At 50.5% G+C, this 18,637-nt stretch carries 16 protein-coding genes and 1 other RNA gene; 12 read left to right on the top strand and 5 right to left on the bottom strand.

Features of this window, described 5'->3' with window-relative positions:
- Positions 1-326 precede the first annotated feature (326 nt).
- Positions 327-1,214, bottom strand: a complete 888-nt coding sequence (locus OGV38_RS07265) for a LysR family transcriptional regulator (protein WP_016156365.1) — start codon at positions 1,212-1,214, stop codon at positions 327-329.
- A 122-nt stretch (positions 1,215-1,336) separates the two neighbouring features.
- Between OGV38_RS07265 and OGV38_RS07260 the strand changes: the two genes are divergently transcribed.
- Positions 1,337-2,188, top strand: coding sequence for a Vmh family MBL fold metallo-hydrolase (locus OGV38_RS07260; protein WP_200103890.1), 852 nt, complete (start codon positions 1,337-1,339; stop codon positions 2,186-2,188).
- A 67-nt stretch (positions 2,189-2,255) separates the two neighbouring features.
- Here OGV38_RS07260 and OGV38_RS07255 read toward each other — a convergent pair whose 3' ends face one another.
- The 3 genes from OGV38_RS07255 to ydiJ all read right to left on the bottom strand — a co-directional run bounded on the left by OGV38_RS07255 (position 2,256) and on the right by ydiJ (position 5,985).
- Positions 2,256-2,444 carry a YdiH family protein gene (locus OGV38_RS07255; protein ID WP_029139522.1) on the bottom strand — a complete coding sequence of 63 codons (189 nt, stop codon included), beginning with the start codon at positions 2,442-2,444 and terminating at the stop codon, positions 2,256-2,258.
- A gap of 77 nt (positions 2,445-2,521) precedes the next feature.
- Positions 2,522-2,932: a 1,4-dihydroxy-2-naphthoyl-CoA hydrolase gene (gene menI, locus OGV38_RS07250; RefSeq protein ID WP_016152900.1), complete on the bottom strand. Its 411-nt coding sequence runs from the start codon at positions 2,930-2,932 to the stop codon at positions 2,522-2,524.
- A complete protein-coding gene (ydiJ, locus tag OGV38_RS07245) occupies positions 2,929-5,985 on the bottom strand; it encodes a D-2-hydroxyglutarate dehydrogenase YdiJ (RefSeq protein ID WP_269517305.1) in 3,057 nt (1,018 codons plus the stop codon). The genes menI and ydiJ overlap by 4 nt, the downstream gene beginning before the upstream one ends.
- A gap of 213 nt (positions 5,986-6,198) precedes the next feature.
- Here ydiJ and ydiK point away from each other — a divergent pair, with 213 nt between their 5' ends.
- The 9 genes from ydiK to OGV38_RS07200 all read left to right on the top strand — a co-directional run bounded on the left by ydiK (position 6,199) and on the right by OGV38_RS07200 (position 15,460).
- Positions 6,199-7,308 (top strand): AI-2E family transporter YdiK, encoded by a 1,110-nt coding sequence (gene ydiK, locus OGV38_RS07240; RefSeq protein ID WP_286473112.1) that lies wholly within the window; start codon positions 6,199-6,201, stop codon positions 7,306-7,308.
- A 184-nt stretch (positions 7,309-7,492) separates the two neighbouring features.
- An RNA gene (gene rprA / locus OGV38_RS07235) (antisense sRNA RprA) lies at positions 7,493-7,600 on the top strand.
- A gap of 158 nt (positions 7,601-7,758) precedes the next feature.
- Positions 7,759-8,115, top strand: a complete 357-nt coding sequence (locus tag OGV38_RS07230; RefSeq protein ID WP_016156361.1) for a YdiL family protein — start codon at positions 7,759-7,761, stop codon at positions 8,113-8,115.
- A 48-nt stretch (positions 8,116-8,163) separates the two neighbouring features.
- Positions 8,164-9,384 carry an MFS transporter gene (locus OGV38_RS07225; RefSeq protein WP_269517306.1) on the top strand — a complete coding sequence of 407 codons (1,221 nt, stop codon included), beginning with the start codon at positions 8,164-8,166 and terminating at the stop codon, positions 9,382-9,384.
- A gap of 240 nt (positions 9,385-9,624) precedes the next feature.
- Positions 9,625-10,860 (top strand): MFS transporter, encoded by a 1,236-nt coding sequence (locus OGV38_RS07220; protein WP_137380454.1) that lies wholly within the window; start codon positions 9,625-9,627, stop codon positions 10,858-10,860.
- A gap of 21 nt (positions 10,861-10,881) precedes the next feature.
- On the top strand, positions 10,882-11,748 hold the full coding sequence (gene ydiB, locus OGV38_RS07215; protein ID WP_016156358.1) for a quinate/shikimate dehydrogenase: 867 nt from the start codon (positions 10,882-10,884) through the stop codon (positions 11,746-11,748).
- Positions 11,749-11,784: 36 nt separating this feature from the next.
- Positions 11,785-12,543: a type I 3-dehydroquinate dehydratase gene (aroD, locus tag OGV38_RS07210; RefSeq protein WP_046274672.1), complete on the top strand. Its 759-nt coding sequence runs from the start codon at positions 11,785-11,787 to the stop codon at positions 12,541-12,543.
- A 156-nt stretch (positions 12,544-12,699) separates the two neighbouring features.
- Positions 12,700-14,295 carry an acyl CoA:acetate/3-ketoacid CoA transferase gene (locus OGV38_RS07205; protein ID WP_046274671.1) on the top strand — a complete coding sequence of 532 codons (1,596 nt, stop codon included), beginning with the start codon at positions 12,700-12,702 and terminating at the stop codon, positions 14,293-14,295.
- A gap of 13 nt (positions 14,296-14,308) precedes the next feature.
- Positions 14,309-15,460, top strand: a complete 1,152-nt coding sequence (locus OGV38_RS07200; protein ID WP_003836610.1) for an acyl-CoA dehydrogenase — start codon at positions 14,309-14,311, stop codon at positions 15,458-15,460.
- Between the two features lie 54 nt (positions 15,461-15,514).
- Here OGV38_RS07200 and OGV38_RS07195 read toward each other — a convergent pair whose 3' ends face one another.
- Entirely contained in the window at positions 15,515-16,405 is an 891-nt protein-coding gene (locus tag OGV38_RS07195) for an AraC family transcriptional regulator (protein ID WP_016156354.1), read from the bottom strand.
- Between the two features lie 505 nt (positions 16,406-16,910).
- On the opposite strand from OGV38_RS07195, the gene OGV38_RS07190 reads away from it, so the two are divergent.
- On the top strand, positions 16,911-17,675 hold the full coding sequence (locus tag OGV38_RS07190) for an electron transfer flavoprotein (protein ID WP_016156353.1): 765 nt from the start codon (positions 16,911-16,913) through the stop codon (positions 17,673-17,675).
- 21 nt (positions 17,676-17,696) lie between these two features.
- Positions 17,697-18,632, top strand: a complete 936-nt coding sequence (locus OGV38_RS07185; RefSeq protein WP_019076670.1) for an electron transfer flavoprotein subunit alpha — start codon at positions 17,697-17,699, stop codon at positions 18,630-18,632.
- Positions 18,633-18,637: the final 5 nt, after the last annotated feature.

The raw sequence follows: 18,637 nt of genomic DNA, 5'->3' as shown, positions 1-18,637 counted from the left end.
CGTTGATAGCCAGTTGCCTACAGCACTGTCCTCAATCGCAAGGCTGGTAAAAAAAATTCTTTAGATTTAGATATATACTCATTTTACAGAATTAATATCTATTTAGAGAGACGTAGGAATGACGGGAGGGAAAAAATTCAAATTATGAACAAACAACAAAAAACCCTTAAGGCTGCTTGCTGGCAGGCTTAAGGGTTCCGGCCCCATCCGGCGCTTATCTCCGGCACTCACGATGGCTTAGCTCTTGAAGGGGCGATAAGAATAATCTCACTTCCGGATATGTTTTGTTTAACACAAATTGCGATTTGACTATTTTATAAGCGTATTCAATCAATTATTAGGCGCTGTTTTTCACTGAGCGCGTCCAGCAACAGGCGCAGTCCTGCAGGCTGATGCTCCCGCGAAAGATATAAACCATAAATTGGCAGGCTTTTTGGTTGAAGCTCGGGCAAGAGTCTAACCAGCTTTCCCTGTGCCAGCCCTTCCCGCGCCTCCAGTTCCGGCACCAGCGCAATGCCCGTTCCCGCCAACGCCGACTCACAGAGCAACGAAGAGATCCCGGCGCTCAAATTGCCTTTAATCGCAACAGCGGCAGCCCGCCCCTGGGCATCCAGAAAGTGCCAGGATTTTCCGGCAAACCCGCTGTAGTAGAGACAATTATGCTGCGTAAGGTCGTCGATAGTCTCAGGAGTGCCATGTTGATGCAGGTACTCTACAGACGCGCACAGTACCGATTTACAGTCGCCAAGGCGACGGGCGATAGTTCCAGGTTCAGGGTTTTCCGTTATACGGATCGCCACATCAATGCGTTCTCCAACGAGGCTTACCGGTTGATTATTGATCTCCACCTCGATACGCAGTTGTGGATACTTCGTCAGAAACGCGGGCAGTACCGGCGCTAAAATATGCATAGCTGTAAAATGCGCACAGGCCACACGTAGCGTGCCAGAGGGAGTTTGCGCGGCGCTGGCGGCTCCAATATCCAGCGAAAGCTGCGCCAGAGAACGCGTTTTCACCAATGCCTCTTCACCCGCTGGCGTGATCGTCAGACGGCGCGACGAGCGATGGATAAGCCTTGCACCCGCCCATTTTTCCATCTCGTCGAGGTAACGACTGACCATCGGACGGGAAAGCCCCAGCGCACGCGCGGCGGCGCTCAGACTGCCCAAATCACAGATATGGTTGAATACCGTTGCCGCCATCACTCTGTCCATTACATCCCATCCGATCGTTTTATGAAACTCAGCATGTCCTAATAAGGGAATTCTAACAGATCCGAATTTCCTTAAAATACAGGAACTATCAAAAGACAATTTCCTGCACAAGGATACCTGGCATGAAAGTTAAAACGCTGGCCCTGCTGTTACCTCTGTTCGCCTCTTCAACCTTTGCCGCGACACTACAGCTGGACGTCTACAATCCACAGGACAAGGCTATTTTCCCGGTCTCTTCAACGCTGGTTTCAGGACCGAAAGAAGCAATATTGTTTGACGCACAGTTCAGTACTAAAGATGGTGAACAGCTGGTGCAGATGATTCGCGCCAGCGGTAAAACGCTGAAGGCCATCGTGATCACCTCCGGCGATCCGGATTTCTATTTCGGACTGCAGCCTATCGTCAAAGCCTTTCCACAGGTAAAAGTCCTGGCAACACCGCACGTAGTAGACCATATCCGTGCCACCAAAGAGGCCAAACTGCAATTCTGGGGTCCGCAAATGAAGGATGGCGCGCCAACATCGCTCACTGTTCCGCAAGCGACAACGCAAACGCATTTCACAGTTGATGGTGAAGCGCTGGAACTGCGCCACCCTAATGATTATGCAGCCTATGTCTGGATCCCGGCGAACCGTGCCATTATTGGCGGTACCGGCGTGGCGTCTGGTATACACGTCTGGACGGCGGATACGCAATCTGCAGAACAGCGTAGCGCGTGGCGTAGCGTACTGAGCGAAATGCAGAAGTTACAACCCACCCAGGTGGTCCCGGGGCATTACATCGGCGAACGCCCTGCGGGCGATAAAGCGATTCGCTTCACACAGGACTATCTGCAATCGTTTGAGCAGGCGTTAGGGGCGAAGAAAGGTTCGGATTATGTGATTAAAACCATCACCGCGGCATGGCCAGGTCTTGCAGACGCAAGTTCTCTGGAGCTAAGTGCGAAGGTTAATACTGGTGAGATGAAGTGGTGATTGAGATTTAACGCAAAAAATAACCCCGAACGCGTGTCGGGGTTTCATTACGATAAGCATACCGGAATCAATGAACGCCCATGCGCCAGGCAAAATAGATCTCTTCTTTTAGTTCAGTCGAAGAAAGCGTCAATAAATCCGCGAACTCCAGCTCTAACTGTTTCAGTCTTTTCAGGTACTGAGCTGGTGAAAGATCGGTTTTATCACGACGTAAAAACTCTATTGCCAGTTGGGCCGGGTCTAATTGGGTAGACATATCATCCTCGCTTGTGTTCAAAACCTGCACAGTATAACACCATTCCCTGTGCAGATAATGACCAAAAGCAATATGCATCACAAAATTGCTGTCGTCAGACGCGACGTGCAGCACAATCGTCCCTGCTCATCGAAGATTTCGATTTGCCAAACCTGATGACGAGAGCCGGTATGCACCGCGCGACATACCCCTCTGACTCGCCCTTCCCGCGCCGAGCGAATATGGTTGGCGTTGACCTCCAGGCCCACCACTTTCTGCTCACCCTGAGTACACAGGTAGCCAGCCACCGAACCAATGCTCTCAGCCAGCACTACGGACGCGCCGCCGTGCAGCAAACCAAATGGTTGTTTAGTACGGTGGTCTACCGGCATTGTGGCTTCCAGCGTGTCATCGCCAATGTGCACAAAACGAATATCAAGCAGCCCAACCATATTTCCTTCACCCATGGCGTTGAGCGCTTCGAGTGTGACTTCACGTTTCCAGATCATCCTATAATCTCCAGCAGTGCCTGTAATGGATGGCGAACGCCCGTACCTTCAACGCGTTTAACCTGACTGCGACAGGAGTATCCGGTAGCCAGACAACGGTTACGCGGCAATCGTTGCATTGCCTGGTGCCATGATAGCTCATAGATCCCCAGTGAGTTCTGATGATTCTTCACTTCGTGGCCATAGGTGCCCGCCATGCCACAGCACCCTACGCTGATGTTCTCCAGCTTTGCGCCAAAGCGGGCAAAAATAGCCGCCCACTGAGCAGGCGCGCCCGGCAGGGCCGTCACTTCGGTACAGTGTCCAAAGAAGTACCACGGTTCACCGCCCACAGCGACTGGCGGCTGTGACTCCACAACTGTCGATAACCATTCGTTGGCGAGTAACACATGGAAATCACCCCGCTGTTCCCCGAGCGCCAGTTTGTATTCATCGCGATAGCAAAGCACCAGCGCCGGATCGACACCCACCATCGGAATATTCAGCTTCGCCACCCGATTGAGAAACTCAGATGTTTTCTTTGCGGTTTTAGCAAAACGGTTTAAAAAGCCCTTAATATGCTGGGCCTTGCCGTTTGGCGAGAACGGCAGCAGTACCGGCTGCAAACCCAGCTTTTCAACCAGACGTATAAAATCAGCCACCACCTGTGCATCGTAATAGCTGGTGAACGGATCCTGCACCACCAGCACCGTACGGTTTTTTTGCTCAAGGCTGAGTAATTCGAGCTGTTCCAGCGTCATATTGGCGGAACGATGACCAACCAACTGACGTTGAAGCGACGGCGCAGACAGCAGCGGTAAGTCGACCATGCCGATGTGCTTTTTAGCCAGATTACGCACCAGCGGCTGGTTGATGAAGAAGTTAAACGTGTTGGGCGCCCGCGCCATTAACGGCGCATAGCTCTCAACGGTCGCCACCATGTGATCGCGCAACGGCCGCAGATAACGCGTGTGATACAACTGCAGGAAGCGTGAGCGGAACTCCGGCACATCGATTTTAATCGGACACTGTGTGGAGCAGGCTTTACACGCCAGACAACCCGACATTGCCTCTTTCACTTCGTGCGAGAAATCGTATTCGCCTTTGCGCGCATGCCAGCTGTTGCGGGTACGGGCAATCAGCGTACGTAAACTGGCACGTTTTTCCGGTAGCTCTTTTTCCAGCTGTAGCGGGTCAATCCCGCGATCTGCCAACAGACGCAGCCATTCACGCACCAGCGTAGCTCGCCCTTTCGGTGAATGGATGCGGTTGAGGCTGATTTTCATCGACGGACACATCGGGCTTTTCGCATCAAAGTTAAAGCATAACCCGTTGCCGTTACACTCCATCGCCCCACGCCACTCCTGGCGTACGGCCAGCGGGATCTGACGGTCATACGTTCCGCGCTTCACCGCGTCCACTTTCATCATCGGCGCATCAACATCCTCCGGTGGACAGATTTTGCCCGGATTGAGCCGGTTTTGCGGATCAAACACCGATTTCACTTTACGCAGTTCGCGATACAATTCCTCACCGAAGAACGCCGGGCTATATTCTGCACGAAAACCTTTCCCGTGCTCGCCCCACAGCAGACCGCCATATTTTGCCGTCAGCGCGACAACATCGTCAGAAATGCGTTTCATCAGCACTTCCTGCTGCGGGTCGCACATATCCAGCGCCGGTCTGACGTGCAGCACGCCTGCATCCACGTGACCAAACATGCCGTAACTCAGGCCGTGGCTATCGAGCAGCGCACGGAACTCGGCAATATAGTCAGCCAGATGTTTCGGCGGAACGCAGGTATCTTCAGCAAACGGAATCGGCTTCGCGGCCCCTTTCGCATTCCCCAGCAGACCGACGGCTTTTTTACGCATCGCGTAAATGCGCTCGACGCCTGCCAGCTCGGTACATAGCTGCCAGCCTATAACACCCGCTTCCTGACGCGCAATTAAGCCATCCAGCCGTTCGCACAGTGCGCTGACCTGCGAATCAATCAATGCTTCATCGTCACCGGCAAACTCTACAATATTCAGACCCAGCATCTCTTTATCCGCCACATCGGTAATCAATTCACTTACCGAGTGCCAGACAATATCTTCCCGTGCCAGGTTAAGCACTTTGGAGTCGACGGTTTCTACCGACAGCGCGCGCGCTTCTACCATCACCGGGGCATTACGCAATGCCGAGTCGAAAGAGTCGTACTTAACGTTAACCAGTTGTCTGACTTTGGGTAGCGGCGTGATATCGAGACGGGCTTCGGTGATAAACGCCAGCGTACCTTCAGAGCCAGTAAGAATGCGGGTTAAATCAAATTCGGTCATCTCATCGTTAAAGACGTGCCGCAGATCGTAACCGGTCAGGAAGCGATTAAGTTTCGGGAATTTATCAATGATCAGCTGTCGGTTGTCGCGGCAACGCTCATAAACCGTCTTGTAAATGCGGCCAATAGTGGTGTTGCTATTACCCAGAGTTTGGGCAAGTTCGACCGGCATTGGCTGGGTATCAAGAATATCGCCGCCCATTAGCACCGCGCGGATACCCAGCACGTGATCGGAGGTTTTACCGTAAACCAACGAGCCTTGTCCGGATGCGTCGGTATTGATCATCCCACCCAGCGTTGCCCGGTTACTGGTGGATAACTCGGGGGCAAAGAAATAGCCGTAAGGCTTCAGAAACTGGTTGAGCTGGTCTTTTATCACCCCGGCTTCAACCCGCACCCAACCTTCCTGCACATTGATTTCAATGATGCGGCTCATATAGCGGGACATATCAACAATAATGCCCTGATTCAGCGCCTGACCGTTGGTCCCGGTGCCGCCGCCGCGTGGGGTAAAAATCAACGAAGAGAAAAGAGGTTCCGCCGCCAGACGAGCGATGAGCGCCACATCTGCGGTTGAACGAGGGAATACGACAGCATCAGGAAGCAGCTGATAAATACTGTTATCCGTCGACATTGTCAGACGATCGGCATAGCTCGTTGCCGTATCGCCCGTAAATCCTTGCTGCTCCAGTGCCTGCAAAAAATTGAGCACCAGTTGAACGACACCTGGCGCCTGAGAAATTTGTGGAATCATTATAGTGACCCTTTCCTGCGGTCTGTGTTGTGAATTTAATCGTTTGCGTGTTGCTTTGTTTGTTGTATCACATTTTTTTCTAATACGCTCAGCAGATTTACAGGCAGAATCCGCCTGTTAAAAACCGCTGAAATTGCTCATCATTACAGGGTGTCATTTAAGTGTTCACGTCGCGTCAACGTTCTGGCGCAAAGACAAAGGTGAAAAGTATTTATGGTAAATTTCCGCCAGCCCAAGGATATTGCACAAGTGCTGCTATCGGCGCTGTTTTTAGCCGTCATGATTGTGGCCTGTCTTTGGATTGTTCAGCCCTTTATCCTCGGTTTTGCATGGGCGGGGACGGTGGTCATTGCGACCTGGCCGATCCTGCTACGCTTACAAAAATTGCTCTGGGGCCGTCGCTCGCTGGCCGTGCTGGTGATGACCCTGCTGCTGGTGCTGTTGTTCATCATTCCTATCGCGCTACTGGTCAATAGCATTGTTGATGGCAGCGGGCCATTGATCCATGCCGTAACCGCAGGCGATATGACCCTGCCGGATCTGGCGTGGCTGAATAGTATTCCGTTGGTCGGCGCCAAATTGTATGCCGCTTGGCACAGTCTGCTGGATATGGGCGGCGCGGCCATCATGGCCAAGGTTCGTCCTTATATCGGCACGACGACGACCTGGTTTGTTGGCCAGGCTGCACATCTTGGCCGCTTTATGATGCACTGTGGTCTGATGCTGCTGTTCAGCGCCCTGCTGTACTGGCGCGGTGAACAGGTGGCGTTAGGTATTCGCCACTTCGCTTGTCGCCTGGCATCCAAACGTGGCGATGCCGCCATTCTGCTGGCAGCACAAGCCATTCGCGCCGTCGCATTAGGGGTTGTGGTCACCGCGCTGGTGCAGGCAGTGCTCGGTGGTATTGGTCTGGCGGTAACCGGCGTGCCGTACGCCACGCTGCTGGCGGTATTGATGATCCTGTCTTGTCTGGTGCAACTGGGGCCATTGCCGGTGCTGGTCCCGGCCATTATCTGGCTGTACTGGACGGGCGATTCAACCTGGGGCACGGTGCTGCTGGTGTGGAGCGGCGTGGTCGGAACGCTGGATAACGTTATTCGCCCGATGCTGATTCGCATGGGGGCCGATTTGCCACTGATCCTGATTCCCTCAGGGGTCATCGGCGGACTGATTGCCTTCGGCATGATTGGTCTGTTTATCGGCCCGGTGGTACTGGCCGTGTCCTGGCGTCTGTTCTCCGCCTGGGTAAACGAAGCCCCTGCGCCAGGTAGCGATCCCGACGAAATCCTCGAAGAAATTGCTGAAATCGAACGCAATAAGTAATCCCACGTCAGGCGGCACCGCCGCCTGATTGTTTAACATTGCTAATCAATTCCGCCCACTTACTGAATAAGACCCAACGTTATCCTTCTTTAAATACTCATTTGCTTCGCAAATTATTTACAGTTTTTAAACTATTGAGATGAATCTGATCGACGTAAAAAATCAGTATGCCTACTATTAGCCCATGGCTTTAGATCAACACATTGATTTATAAGCATGGAAATCCCCTGAGTGAAACAACGAATTGCTGTGTGTAGTCTTTGCCCATCTCCCACGATGGGCTTTTTTTTGTCCTTCGCGCGCCTCGCCACCAACCTTACCGCACCACAGCTCCCCTCTTCCCCGTTGATAAACAAATAATATTGCACAAGATACTGTGACTCTCTTCAAGCCGAAATATCCACAGCAATGTTATTACTATTCCACCGTCTTTTATGAGGTGATCAAATAATGAACGCATTAGAACTCCAGGCTATCCGCCATATTTTTGCTATGACGGTAGAAGAAAGCGCTATGTATATCTCGCGGGATCACAATGTTGCCGCCTGGCAACAATGGGAGAATGGCGAAAGGGAAATCCCGGAAGACATCACGCGCATTTGTGCAGAAATGAAAGCCAGACGAAAGTTAAGAATTAACGCCATTATCGAAAAAATAAATAACCGTATCGGTAATAACACCATGCGTTTCTTTCCCGATCTGATCTCTTTTCAGGCGGTTTATCAGCACGATGATTTTCTCGACTGGAAAATCTATCAATCGGCCGCTGTTGAACTGTATGCCCACGACCTTGAGCGTTTGTGTTAAGAGACCGCAGCGCCACACTCATTTAGCCTTTTCGCTGAGTAACATATTATGAAAAACACCTATTTCTCCACTGCGATAGGGCTGTACTTTAATTACCTGGTACACGGCATGGGGGTCATTCTGATGAGCCTCAATATGTCTTCACTGGAACAACAGTGGCACACCGATGCCGCAGGCGTCTCAATTGTTATTTCCTCACTCGGCATTGGCCGTTTAAGCGTGTTATTGGTGGCGGGCATGCTTTCCGATCGCTATGGCCGCAGACCGTTTATTATTTTAGGCATGGCCTGCTACCTGCTGTTCTTTGTAGGCATCATCAATACTCACAGCATTTATATTGCCTATGCTTTTGGATTTTTAGCCGGAATGGCAAACAGTTTTCTTGACGCCGGAACTTACCCCAGCCTGATGGAGGCGTTTCCCCGCTCTCCCGGCACGGCTAATATCTTAATTAAAGCGTTTGTTTCCATCGGTCAGTTTCTGCTGCCGATGATTATCAGTCTGCTGGTGTGGGCAGAACTTTGGTTTGGCTGGTCCTTCCTTGTGGCGGCCACGGTGATGCTAATTAATGGCTTATTTTTGTTTCGCTGTCGATTCCCGGCCCATCCTGGGCATCAAGTCCCTCTCAAGGCATTACCCGTTGAACAGAAAAGCATACAATCTGAACATCGTTGTTCTCTTCTCGATCTCGCCAGTTACACTCTGTACGGCTACATCGCCATGGCGACATTTTATCTGATAAGCCAGTGGTTGGCACAGTACGGACAGTTTGTCGCCGGGATGTCCTACACCTTATCGATCAAGCTGTTAAGCATTTACACCTGCGGTTCTCTACTGTGTGTGTTGATCACCGCGCCACTGGCACGAAAGACGGGGCGCGCAACCTCTCTGTTAATGCTGTACACCTTTATCTCATTTATCGCATTGCTGATGGTCTGCCTGCATCCGTCGATCTACATGGTGATCGTCTTCGCGTTTGTCATCGGTTTCTCTTCAGCCGGAGGCGTTGTACAAATCGGTTTAACGCTGATGGCCGCACGCTTTCCCGATGCGAAGGGCAAAGCTACCGGGATTTACTACAGCGCGGGCAGCATTGCGACCTTCACCATCCCACTGATAACGGCAAGACTCTCGCAGACCAGCATTGCTCACATCATGTGGTTTGATACCGGCATAGCCGCGGTAGGCTTCCTGTTAGCATTGTTTATTGGCTATCGCAGCCGTATCGCGACAAAGCAGCAACTAAACATGGCGACGGTCGTAAAATAACGCGGATGCAATATTGTTCTCCCCCGCTGCAAAATAATTGGTCGCGGTTTTAAAACTTCAGCAAAATGTTGGTTGAAAGAATTAAGTTTCACAGTTGAGCATGCAACATACCTGGTAACTTAAACGCCATGCTATGTAGGCACAATATCAGCGCCCCGGTATATTAATCACAAGGTCGCCGCAATTTAAACAATATCGACGAGCACAGAACAATTTTAAAATCCGCAAGGAGTTGTGAACATGTCTCAAAATAAGACCTTTAATACGCCATTTCTTTTGGCGATAACCTGTATTTATTTAAGTTATTTTTTACACGGCATTAGCGTCATTACACTGGCGCAAAATATGAGCTCTCTCGCAGAAAAATTCTCCACCGACAATGCTGGGATAGCCTATTTAATTTCCGGCATTGGTCTTGGTCGCCTGGTGAGTATTTTATTCTTTGGCGTGCTCTCAGATAAATTTGGTAGACGGGCTATCATTCTGTTAGGGGCAATTCTGTACATGCTGTTTTTCTTCGGCATTCCCGCCAGCCCGAATCTGATGATTGCTTTTATTCTCGCTGTTTGTGTCGGCGTCGCTAACTCGGCCCTGGATACAGGGGGCTATCCGGCTTTGATGGAATGCTTCCCTAAGGCGTCTGGGTCAGCGGTTATCCTGGTTAAAGCGATGGTCTCATTTGGGCAGATGATCTACCCCATCGTCGTCAGCACCATGCTGCTCAACCATATCTGGTACGGCTATGCGGTCATTATCCCGGGGGTACTGTTCGTCGTCATAACGTTGATGCTGCTCAAAAGCCGCTTCCCCAGCCAGATGGTGGATGCGGGCATTGCAAAAGAGCTACCACAGATGAACAGTAAACCGCTGGTCTGGCTGGAAGGTGTAGCCTCCGTTATGTTTGGGGTGGCCGCATTTTCGACCTTTTACGTCATCGTAGTCTGGATGCCGAAATACGCGATGGCATTTGCCGGCATGGCAGAAGCCGACGCGCTGAAAACCATCTCTTACTACAGTATGGGTTCGCTGGTCTGCGTGTTTATTTTTGCTGTACTGCTCAAGAAAATGGTTCGACCCATTTGGGCGAATGTGTTTAACGCCGGACTGGCAACCCTCACCGCAGCGGTTATCTATTTATATCCATCCCCATTGGTGTGTAACGCCGGTTCATTTCTTATCGGGTTTTCTGCCGCAGGCGGTATTTTACAGCTCGGCGTTTCGGTGATGTCAGAGTTTTTCCCCAGGAGCAAAGCCAAGGTCACCAGTATTTATATGATGATGGGGGGCGTAGCCAACTTTATTATCCCATTAATCACCGGATACCTTTCTAACATAGGCCTGCAGTACATCATTTTGCTGGACCTCGCATTTGCTTTGCTGGCCTTCATCACCGCCATCATCGTCTTTATTCGTTACTACCGCGTATTTGATATTCCCAAAAATGATGTGCGGTTGGGCGAACGTTATTTTCAATAAATTGCTTAGAAGGAGTATCAAATGGACGTAACTGCAAAATATGAACTGATTGGTCTGATGGCCTACCCGATCAGACACAGCCTGTCGCCTGAAATGCAAAATAAGGCATTAGAAAAAGCGGGATTACCTTTTACCTACATGGCATTTGAAGTCGATAACTCCACGTTTGCTAATGCGATTGCCGGGCTGAAGGCCTTAAAAATGCGCGGTACCGGAGTCTCAATGCCCAACAAGCAACTGGCATGTGAATATGTTGATGAATTAACGCCTGCAGCCAAACTGGTCGGCGCGATTAATACTATCGTCAATGATGATGGTTACCTGCGCGGCTACAATACTGATGGCACGGGTCATATTCGTGCCATCAAGGAAAGCGGTTTCGATATCAGGGGTAAAACCATGGTACTGTTGGGCGCAGGCGGCGCGTCAACGGCCATTGGCGCCCAGGCGGCGATTGAAGGCATCAAAGAAATCAAACTCTTTAACCGTCAAGATGAGTTCTTTGCCAAAGCGCAGGAATTCGCCAAACGTGTTAATGAAAATACCGATTGCGTGGTCACCGTTATCGATCTCGACGATCGACAGGCTTTTGCGGACGCACTGGCCAGCGCGGATATTCTGACCAACGGTACGAAAGTGGGAATGAAGCCGCTGGAGAACGAATCTCTGGTGACCGACGTTTCCCTGCTACGCCCGGATCTGCTGGTGACTGAATGCGTCTACAACCCGCATATGACCAAATTATTGCAACAGGCACAACTTGCCGGTTGCAAAACGATTGATGGTTACGGCATGTTGTTATGGCAAGGGGCTGAACAGTTCAAACTCTGGACCGGGAAAGATTTCCCTCTTGAGTATGTGAAACAGGTTATGGGTTTTGCAGCCTGATGGGCAAGCATTTGTAAAATATTTAAAGGGTAATCGATGAAAACCGTAACCGTAAAAAACCTCGTCATTGGCGAGGGTGCGCCGAAGATCATTGTCTCACTGATGGGTAAAGACATCGCAACGGTAAAAAGCGAAGCGCTGGCCTATCGCGAGGCGGATTTCGACATTCTGGAATGGCGCGTTGACCATTTCACCGAGGTGTCCTCCGTTGATGCCGTACTGGAAGCTGCACGCGTCATCCGCGAGGTGATGGCTGACAAACCGCTGCTGTTCACCTTCCGTAGTGCCAAAGAAGGTGGTGAACAGGCGCTGGCTGTCGAAAACTATATTGCGCTAAACCGTGCGGCGGTAGATAGCGGTCTGGTCGATATGATTGACCTGGAGCTTTTCACCGGTGACGAACTGATTAAAGCCACCGTCGAATATGCACATGCAAAAAATGTCGCCGTCATTATGTCGAATCATGATTTCCATAAGACGCCAGCGGCACAAGAGATTGTCCTGCGCCTGCGTAAAATGCAGGAGCTTGGCGCTGATATCCCGAAAATCGCCCTGATGCCGCAAAACAAAACGGATGTATTGACCCTGCTTGGCGCAACTCTGGAAATGCAGGAACGCTATGCCGATCGCCCGATCATTACTATGTCGATGGCTAAAACAGGGGTGATTTCACGTCTGTCCGGTGAGGTTTTCGGTTCAGCTGCAACCTTTGGTGCGGTGAAAAAAGCCTCTGCCCCTGGGCAAATTTCGGTCACCGACCTACGTACCGTTTTGACCATATTGCATCAGGCGTAATAGTACTGTTTATCCATATTAATATCAGTAATGCCCTGCCCCAGATATTCGCTTAATCACGAATATCGGGCAGATGGCCGGACATTATTAAATAACTCACATTATTATTGTCGAATATAGCGACAGATAGTCGCACGCATATAATCTGGAGTTCATATGAAATTATCAAGACCAAAACGCATTGATGGTCGGGTCCCCGTATTATCCGCAGCGGATGCCATTAATTATATTCCTGATGAGGCAACGCTCTGTGTATTAGGCGCAGGTGGCGGTATTCTCGAAGCAACAACATTAATTAATGCGCTGGCTGAAAAATATAAAAACGCACACTCCCCCCGAAACTTATCATTGATTAGCCCAACGGGATTAGGTGACCGTGCTGACCGTGGAATTAGCCCGTTAGCACAAGAAGGTTTAGTCAAATGGGCATTATGCGGCCACTGGGGACAATCACCACGAATTTCCGACCTCGCTGAGCAGAATAAAATTGCCGCCTATAACTATCCTCAGGGCGTATTAACCCAGACCCTGCGTGCCTCGGCAGCCCACCAGCCGGGTATTCTGAGTGAGATCGGTATCGGAACATTTGTCGATCCCCGCCAACAGGGCGGAAAGCTGAATGAAGTGACCACCGAAGATCTGATCAAGCTGGTGGAAATTGATAACAAAGAGTACCTCTATTACAAAGCCATTGCGCCAAACATCGCCTTTATTCGCGCCACCACCTGCGACAGCGAAGGTTACGCCACGTTTGAAGATGAAGTTATGTATCTCGACGCGTTGGTGATTGCTCAGGCCGTTCACAACAACGGCGGTATCGTCATGATGCAGGTGCAAAAAATGGTGAAGAAAGCCACACTGCACCCAAAAGCCGTGCGTATTCCGGGCTATCTGGTCGATATTGTGGTCATCGATCCCGATCAAACTCAATTGTACGGCGGCGCGCCGGTTAACCGCTTTATCTCGGGCGATTTTGTCCTTGATGACAGCCAGCAGACTGCCCTGCCGCTCAATCAGCGTAAACTGGTGGCCCGACGCGCCCTGTTCGAAATGCGTAAAGGCGCGGTCGGCAACGTTGGCGTGGGTATCGCCGATGGTATTGGTCTCGTTGCACGCGAAGAAGGCTGCGCTGACGACTTTATTCTGACGGTCGAGACCGGCCCGATTGGCGGAATTACCTCCCAGGGCATCGCTTTTGGTGCCAACGTCAACACCCGCGCGATTCTGGATATGACCTCCCAGTTTGACTTCTACCACGGCGGCGGGCTGGATGTATGCTATTTAAGCTTCGCCGAAGTGGATCGCCACGGCAATGTCGGCGTACATAAATTCAATGGCAAAATTATGGGAACCGGCGGTTTTATCGATATTAGCGCCACCTCGAAGAAAATAATATTTTGCGGCACGTTAACTGCCGGAAGCCTGAAAACGGAAGTTGCCAATGGCAAATTAAATATCGTGCAGGAAGGCCGGGTGAAAAAATTCGTCAACGAACTACCTGAAGTCACATTCAGCGGAAAAATTGCACTCGAGCGCGGACTGGATGTGCGTTACATCACCGAGCGTGCTGTATTTACGTTAAAAGAAGATGGTCTTCATTTAGTCGAAATTGCGCCAGGTGTCTCTTTACAGGAAGACATTCTGGACAAAATGGATTTCCCTCCGGTTATTTCTCCGGAACTGAAACTGATGGACGAAAGATTATTTATCGATGCTTCGATGGGTTTTATATTGCCCGATGCCGCCAATTAAAAGGAGTACCCTGATGGATTTTTCATTAACTGAAGAACAAGAGCTGCTGCTTGCCAGCATTCGCGAACTGATTACCAGCAATTTCCCGGAGGAATATTTCCGTACCTGCGATCAGACGGCTACCTATCCGAAAGAGTTTATGCGCGCCCTTGCGGACAACGGTATTTCAATGCTGGGCGTTCCGGAAGAGTTCGGCGGTATCCCGGCAGATTACGTCACGCAGATGCTGGCACTGATGGAAGTTTCCAAATGCGGCGCACCCGCTTTTTTAATCACGAACGGTCAGTGTATTCACAGTATGCGTCGTTTTGGATCCGCCGAGCAGTTACGTAAAACGGCAGAAAGCACCATGGAAACGGGCGATCCGGCTTATGCGCTGGCATTAACCGAACCGGGAGCAGGTTCAGACAATAACAGCGCCACCACCAGCTACACCCGCAAAAACGGCAAGGTATATCTCAACGGGCAAAAAACCTTTATCACCGGCGCTAAAGAGTATCCTTATATGCTGGTACTGGCTCGCGATCCGGAGCCGAAAGATCCGAAGAAAGCCTTTACGCTGTGGTGGGTGGATTCGAAGAAACCCGGTATTAAGGTTAATCCGCTGCATAAAATCGGCTGGCACATGCTCAGCACCTGCGAAGTTTATCTTGATGATGTTGAAGTAGACGAAAGCGATATGGTCGGCGAAGAAGGCATGGGCTTCCTCAACGTCATGTACAACTTTGAGATGGAACGGTTGATCAACGCCGCGCGTAGTACCGGTTTCGCCGAGTGCGCCTTCGAAGATGCCGCCCGTTACGCTAATCAGCGCATCGCATTTGGTAAACCGATTGGCCATAACCAGATGATCCAGGAAAAACTGGCGCTGATGGCGATTAAAATTGAAAACATGCGCAATATGGTGTTGAAAGTGGCCTGGCAGGCCGATCAGGAACAGTCGCTGCGGACCAGCGCGGCGTTGGCAAAACTGTATTGCGCCCGCACGGCAATGGAAGTGATTGATGACGCCATTCAGATCATGGGCGGGCTGGGTTACACCGATGAAGCGCGAGTTTCCCGATTCTGGCGCGATGTTCGCTGCGAGCGCATTGGCGGCGGCACCGACGAAATTATGATTTACGTCGCCGGACGCCAAATCCTGAAAGATTACCAGAATAAGTAAGCGGTAATTCGTGCCGGATAGCGCACAAGCGTTTTCCGGCACGATCCAGGATAATCAGACCTCTGGGATCAAGCATTCCTGCTCAACCAGATTATTTTTAAACTGCTTGCGATAATCACTGGGGGTACAACCCACATGCCGCTGAAAGAGTTTGGCAAAGTGATCGACATTTTCATACCCTACCCGCCAGGAGATTTCCGCTAACGAAGCTTCCGTATTCGTCAGGGCAAATTTCGCCTCGGTCATTCGTCGCTGAATCACATAATTGATCGGCGAAATTCGATACTCCTTAGTAAATTCATGGCAGATATAACTCACGCTGGCCCGGAATTTTTTGGATAACTGATCGAGAGTAATTTTTTCGCGGAAGTTATTATTTAAATAAACCAGCACATCTTTAATTAAGACATCTTTTTTAATATAACCTTGCTCAGAACGATAGGCATTTTTAAAGTTTTCGTAAAATAAAACGGTTAGAGCATAAGCAAAAGCGTCGTAGGCTGAAGATGTCAGGTTATTTTTGCTCTGGGGGAGCATAACCCCCAACTCATTAAAGATACTCTTAATAACCTCCTTCCCCTGAGTAACGCTAATCACCGGACACGAGTGCATCTGCAATAGCTGATTATCCTGCCAGCCGTTGAAACGAAAACCGTAGAGCGCGCAGGTGTAAGTCGTTGCAGGCGCGCTACTATCCGAAGCAACCGCATGGAGTCGCCCTTGCTCTATCACCACGATATCCCCGGCATGCGCGACATACAGCGACGAATCGATAATTAATCTTGCGACCCCTTTTTTGACATAAATAAGCTCTGTTTCATTATCGTGAACGTGATGACCCGACTCCCAGTTAGGGTCATCACTGATGACGAATCGCGAGAATCTCGGGGTTTTCCCCTGTTCAAAAAGGGTCTCCACGGCATTATCAAAGCAGCGTTGATACATGACAACCTCCACCTAAAGGCAGCAATTTTGGGATTATTAATATCAGAAAATAAAAATGATAATGACGTTATACAACGTTATTCCTTCCCGGCGAAACAAAATTATTTGCCCCGTCTGCAAGATGACACCTTTTGCTTTGGTACATTGCTGCCATTGATTATTTGCGTTTTATAATAATCAAAAAGAATAAATGTTATTAAGTCTGCATTAATAATTTACATATAAGAAACAAATTCAGCGCAGAGGCGATTAAAAACATGACGCATTTCGCAATTATTTTCACTGTCTTTGTGTTCCCGTTTTTTCCTCTGGTACGCACCGTCTGATTATTGCTGATAAACCAGGCATTCCCGGGACGTTTTTTTTGCAAGATTGTTGGCAATGAAAACAGATTTCCCCGTCGAAAACAGCCCTCCCTCTGTCGCACACTATTTTCAGTCAATTTTCCCTACTGTCGATAATGACGCACCACGTCATCATCCACACGAGAATCACTGGAGATGCCATGAAAATAATAACCTGCTTTAAGTTGGTGCCTGAAGAACAGGACATTGTTGTTACCCCACAGCGCTCGCTTAACTTTGACCGGGCCGATGCCAAAATCAGCCAGTTTGACTTAAATGCGATAGAGGCCGCAGCGCAGCTTAGCGCGGAGGGTGATGAAATCATCGCCTTAACGGTGGGCGGGTCGCTACTACAAAACTCCAAAGTGCGTAAAGACGTGCTGTCCCGCGGGCCGGACAGTTTGTATATGGTGCAGGATGCACAACTGGAGCATTCATTACCCCGGGATACCGCTCAGGCGCTGGCCTGTGCGGCCAACAATATGGATTTCGACCTGATGCTGTTCGGTGAAGGATCGGGGGATATCTACGCGCAGCAGGTCGGCTTACTGGTTGGCGAACTATTACAGCTCCCGGTGATTAATGCCGTCAGCAGCATCCAACGTAACGGCGATCGCCTTGTGGTTGAGCGCACACTTGAAGATGAAGTCGAAGTAATTGATCTGCCGCTCCCCGCCGTACTGTGCGTGACGTCGGATATCAACACACCGCGTATTCCCTCGATGAAGGCGATTCTGGGCGCGGGTAAAAAACCGGTCACCCCGTGGCAAGCCAGCGATATTGGTTGGATACCTGCATCACCGTTAGCGGAACTGGTGAGCCTTACCGTGCCGCCGCAAACCGAACGTCAGCACATCATTCTGGAAAATGACTCAGCAGAAGCCATTGCCGAACTGGCTGAACACCTGAAAAAAGCCCTGAACTAAGCCCAACGGAGAGAAATCATCATGAGTAAATTAGCCAACGTCTGGGTGTTCAGCGATAACGTAGAACGCTATGCAGAATTAATGGCCGGCGCTCGCCTGTGGGGTGAGCAGGTACACCTTATCGTACAAGGCAGCGACCAGGCCAATCAGTTGCAAGCCTTGGGTGCCGATAAGATAGTCGTGCTCGACGCAACCTCCGGTTTACAGCGTGTTGAAAATTACGCTGAGACCATCGCCGCCCTGATGCAGGAACACGCCGGGCTGCTGCTGATGTCCGCGACTAAACGAGCCAAATCCCTTGGCGCACGCTTAAGCATTCAGCTCAACGCAGCGATGGTGAACGACGCCACATCGGTAACGCTGGATGCAGGCATTTTGTTCGCCGAACACCGGATGTATGGTGGTCTGGCATTTGGCAAAGAAAAAATCAAAAGTACGCTGGCGATTATCACGCTTGCTCCAGGCCAGCTTGAACCGGTCGCGGAAAATGCCTCGCACAACTGCCCGGTTGTCTCAGCAACGTACATCGCGCCGCACCATGAAGTGATGTGCCTGGAGCGTCGTGCCAAATCCGTGAGCAGCGTGGATCTCAGCAAAGCCAGGCGCGTGGTGGGTGTGGGTCGCGGCCTGGTGGCGCAAAACGATCTGGAAATGGTGCGCCAACTGGCATCTGTGCTGGGTGCTGAAGTGGGTTGTTCACGACCGATTGCCGAAGGCGAAAACTGGATGGAACGCGAACGCTACATTGGCGTTTCTGGCGTGTTATTGAAATCAGACCTGTATCTCACGCTGGGCATCTCAGGACAAATTCAGCATATGGTCGGCGGTAACGGCGCGAAAGTCATTGTCGCCATCAACAAAGATAAAAAAGCCCCTATTTTCAATTACGCCGATTACGGTCTGGTGGGCGACATCTACAAAGTGGTTCCGGCCCTTATCGACCATCTCAGCCGCTAATCCCG

Origin of the sequence: Citrobacter sp. Cb080 (assembly GCF_030334745.1) — a bacterium.
Classification (GTDB): domain Bacteria; phylum Pseudomonadota; class Gammaproteobacteria; order Enterobacterales; family Enterobacteriaceae; genus Citrobacter; species Citrobacter braakii.
Note: the sequence above shows the minus strand (reverse complement) of the source record. Positions and strands in the feature narration are given on the sequence as shown.

What these genes read in the sequence shown, in the direction of transcription:
- OGV38_RS07265 (WP_016156365.1), bottom strand. Translation starts at nt 1,214, where the DNA reads ATGGACAGAGTGATGGCGGCAACGGTATTCAACCATATCTGTGATTTG.
- OGV38_RS07260 (WP_200103890.1), top strand. Translation starts at nt 1,337, where the DNA reads ATGAAAGTTAAAACGCTGGCCCTGCTGTTACCTCTGTTCGCCTCTTCA.
- OGV38_RS07255 (WP_029139522.1), bottom strand. Translation starts at nt 2,444, where the DNA reads ATGTCTACCCAATTAGACCCGGCCCAACTGGCAATAGAGTTTTTACGT.
- menI (WP_016152900.1), bottom strand. Translation starts at nt 2,932, where the DNA reads ATGATCTGGAAACGTGAAGTCACACTCGAAGCGCTCAACGCCATGGGT.
- ydiJ (WP_269517305.1), bottom strand. Translation starts at nt 5,985, where the DNA reads ATGATTCCACAAATTTCTCAGGCGCCAGGTGTCGTTCAACTGGTGCTC.
- ydiK (WP_286473112.1), top strand. Translation starts at nt 6,199, where the DNA reads ATGGTAAATTTCCGCCAGCCCAAGGATATTGCACAAGTGCTGCTATCG.
- OGV38_RS07230 (WP_016156361.1), top strand. Translation starts at nt 7,759, where the DNA reads ATGAACGCATTAGAACTCCAGGCTATCCGCCATATTTTTGCTATGACG.
- OGV38_RS07225 (WP_269517306.1), top strand. Translation starts at nt 8,164, where the DNA reads ATGAAAAACACCTATTTCTCCACTGCGATAGGGCTGTACTTTAATTAC.
- OGV38_RS07220 (WP_137380454.1), top strand. Translation starts at nt 9,625, where the DNA reads ATGTCTCAAAATAAGACCTTTAATACGCCATTTCTTTTGGCGATAACC.
- ydiB (WP_016156358.1), top strand. Translation starts at nt 10,882, where the DNA reads ATGGACGTAACTGCAAAATATGAACTGATTGGTCTGATGGCCTACCCG.
- aroD (WP_046274672.1), top strand. Translation starts at nt 11,785, where the DNA reads ATGAAAACCGTAACCGTAAAAAACCTCGTCATTGGCGAGGGTGCGCCG.
- OGV38_RS07205 (WP_046274671.1), top strand. Translation starts at nt 12,700, where the DNA reads ATGAAATTATCAAGACCAAAACGCATTGATGGTCGGGTCCCCGTATTA.
- OGV38_RS07200 (WP_003836610.1), top strand. Translation starts at nt 14,309, where the DNA reads ATGGATTTTTCATTAACTGAAGAACAAGAGCTGCTGCTTGCCAGCATT.
- OGV38_RS07195 (WP_016156354.1), bottom strand. Translation starts at nt 16,405, where the DNA reads ATGTATCAACGCTGCTTTGATAATGCCGTGGAGACCCTTTTTGAACAG.
- OGV38_RS07190 (WP_016156353.1), top strand. Translation starts at nt 16,911, where the DNA reads ATGAAAATAATAACCTGCTTTAAGTTGGTGCCTGAAGAACAGGACATT.
- OGV38_RS07185 (WP_019076670.1), top strand. Translation starts at nt 17,697, where the DNA reads ATGAGTAAATTAGCCAACGTCTGGGTGTTCAGCGATAACGTAGAACGC.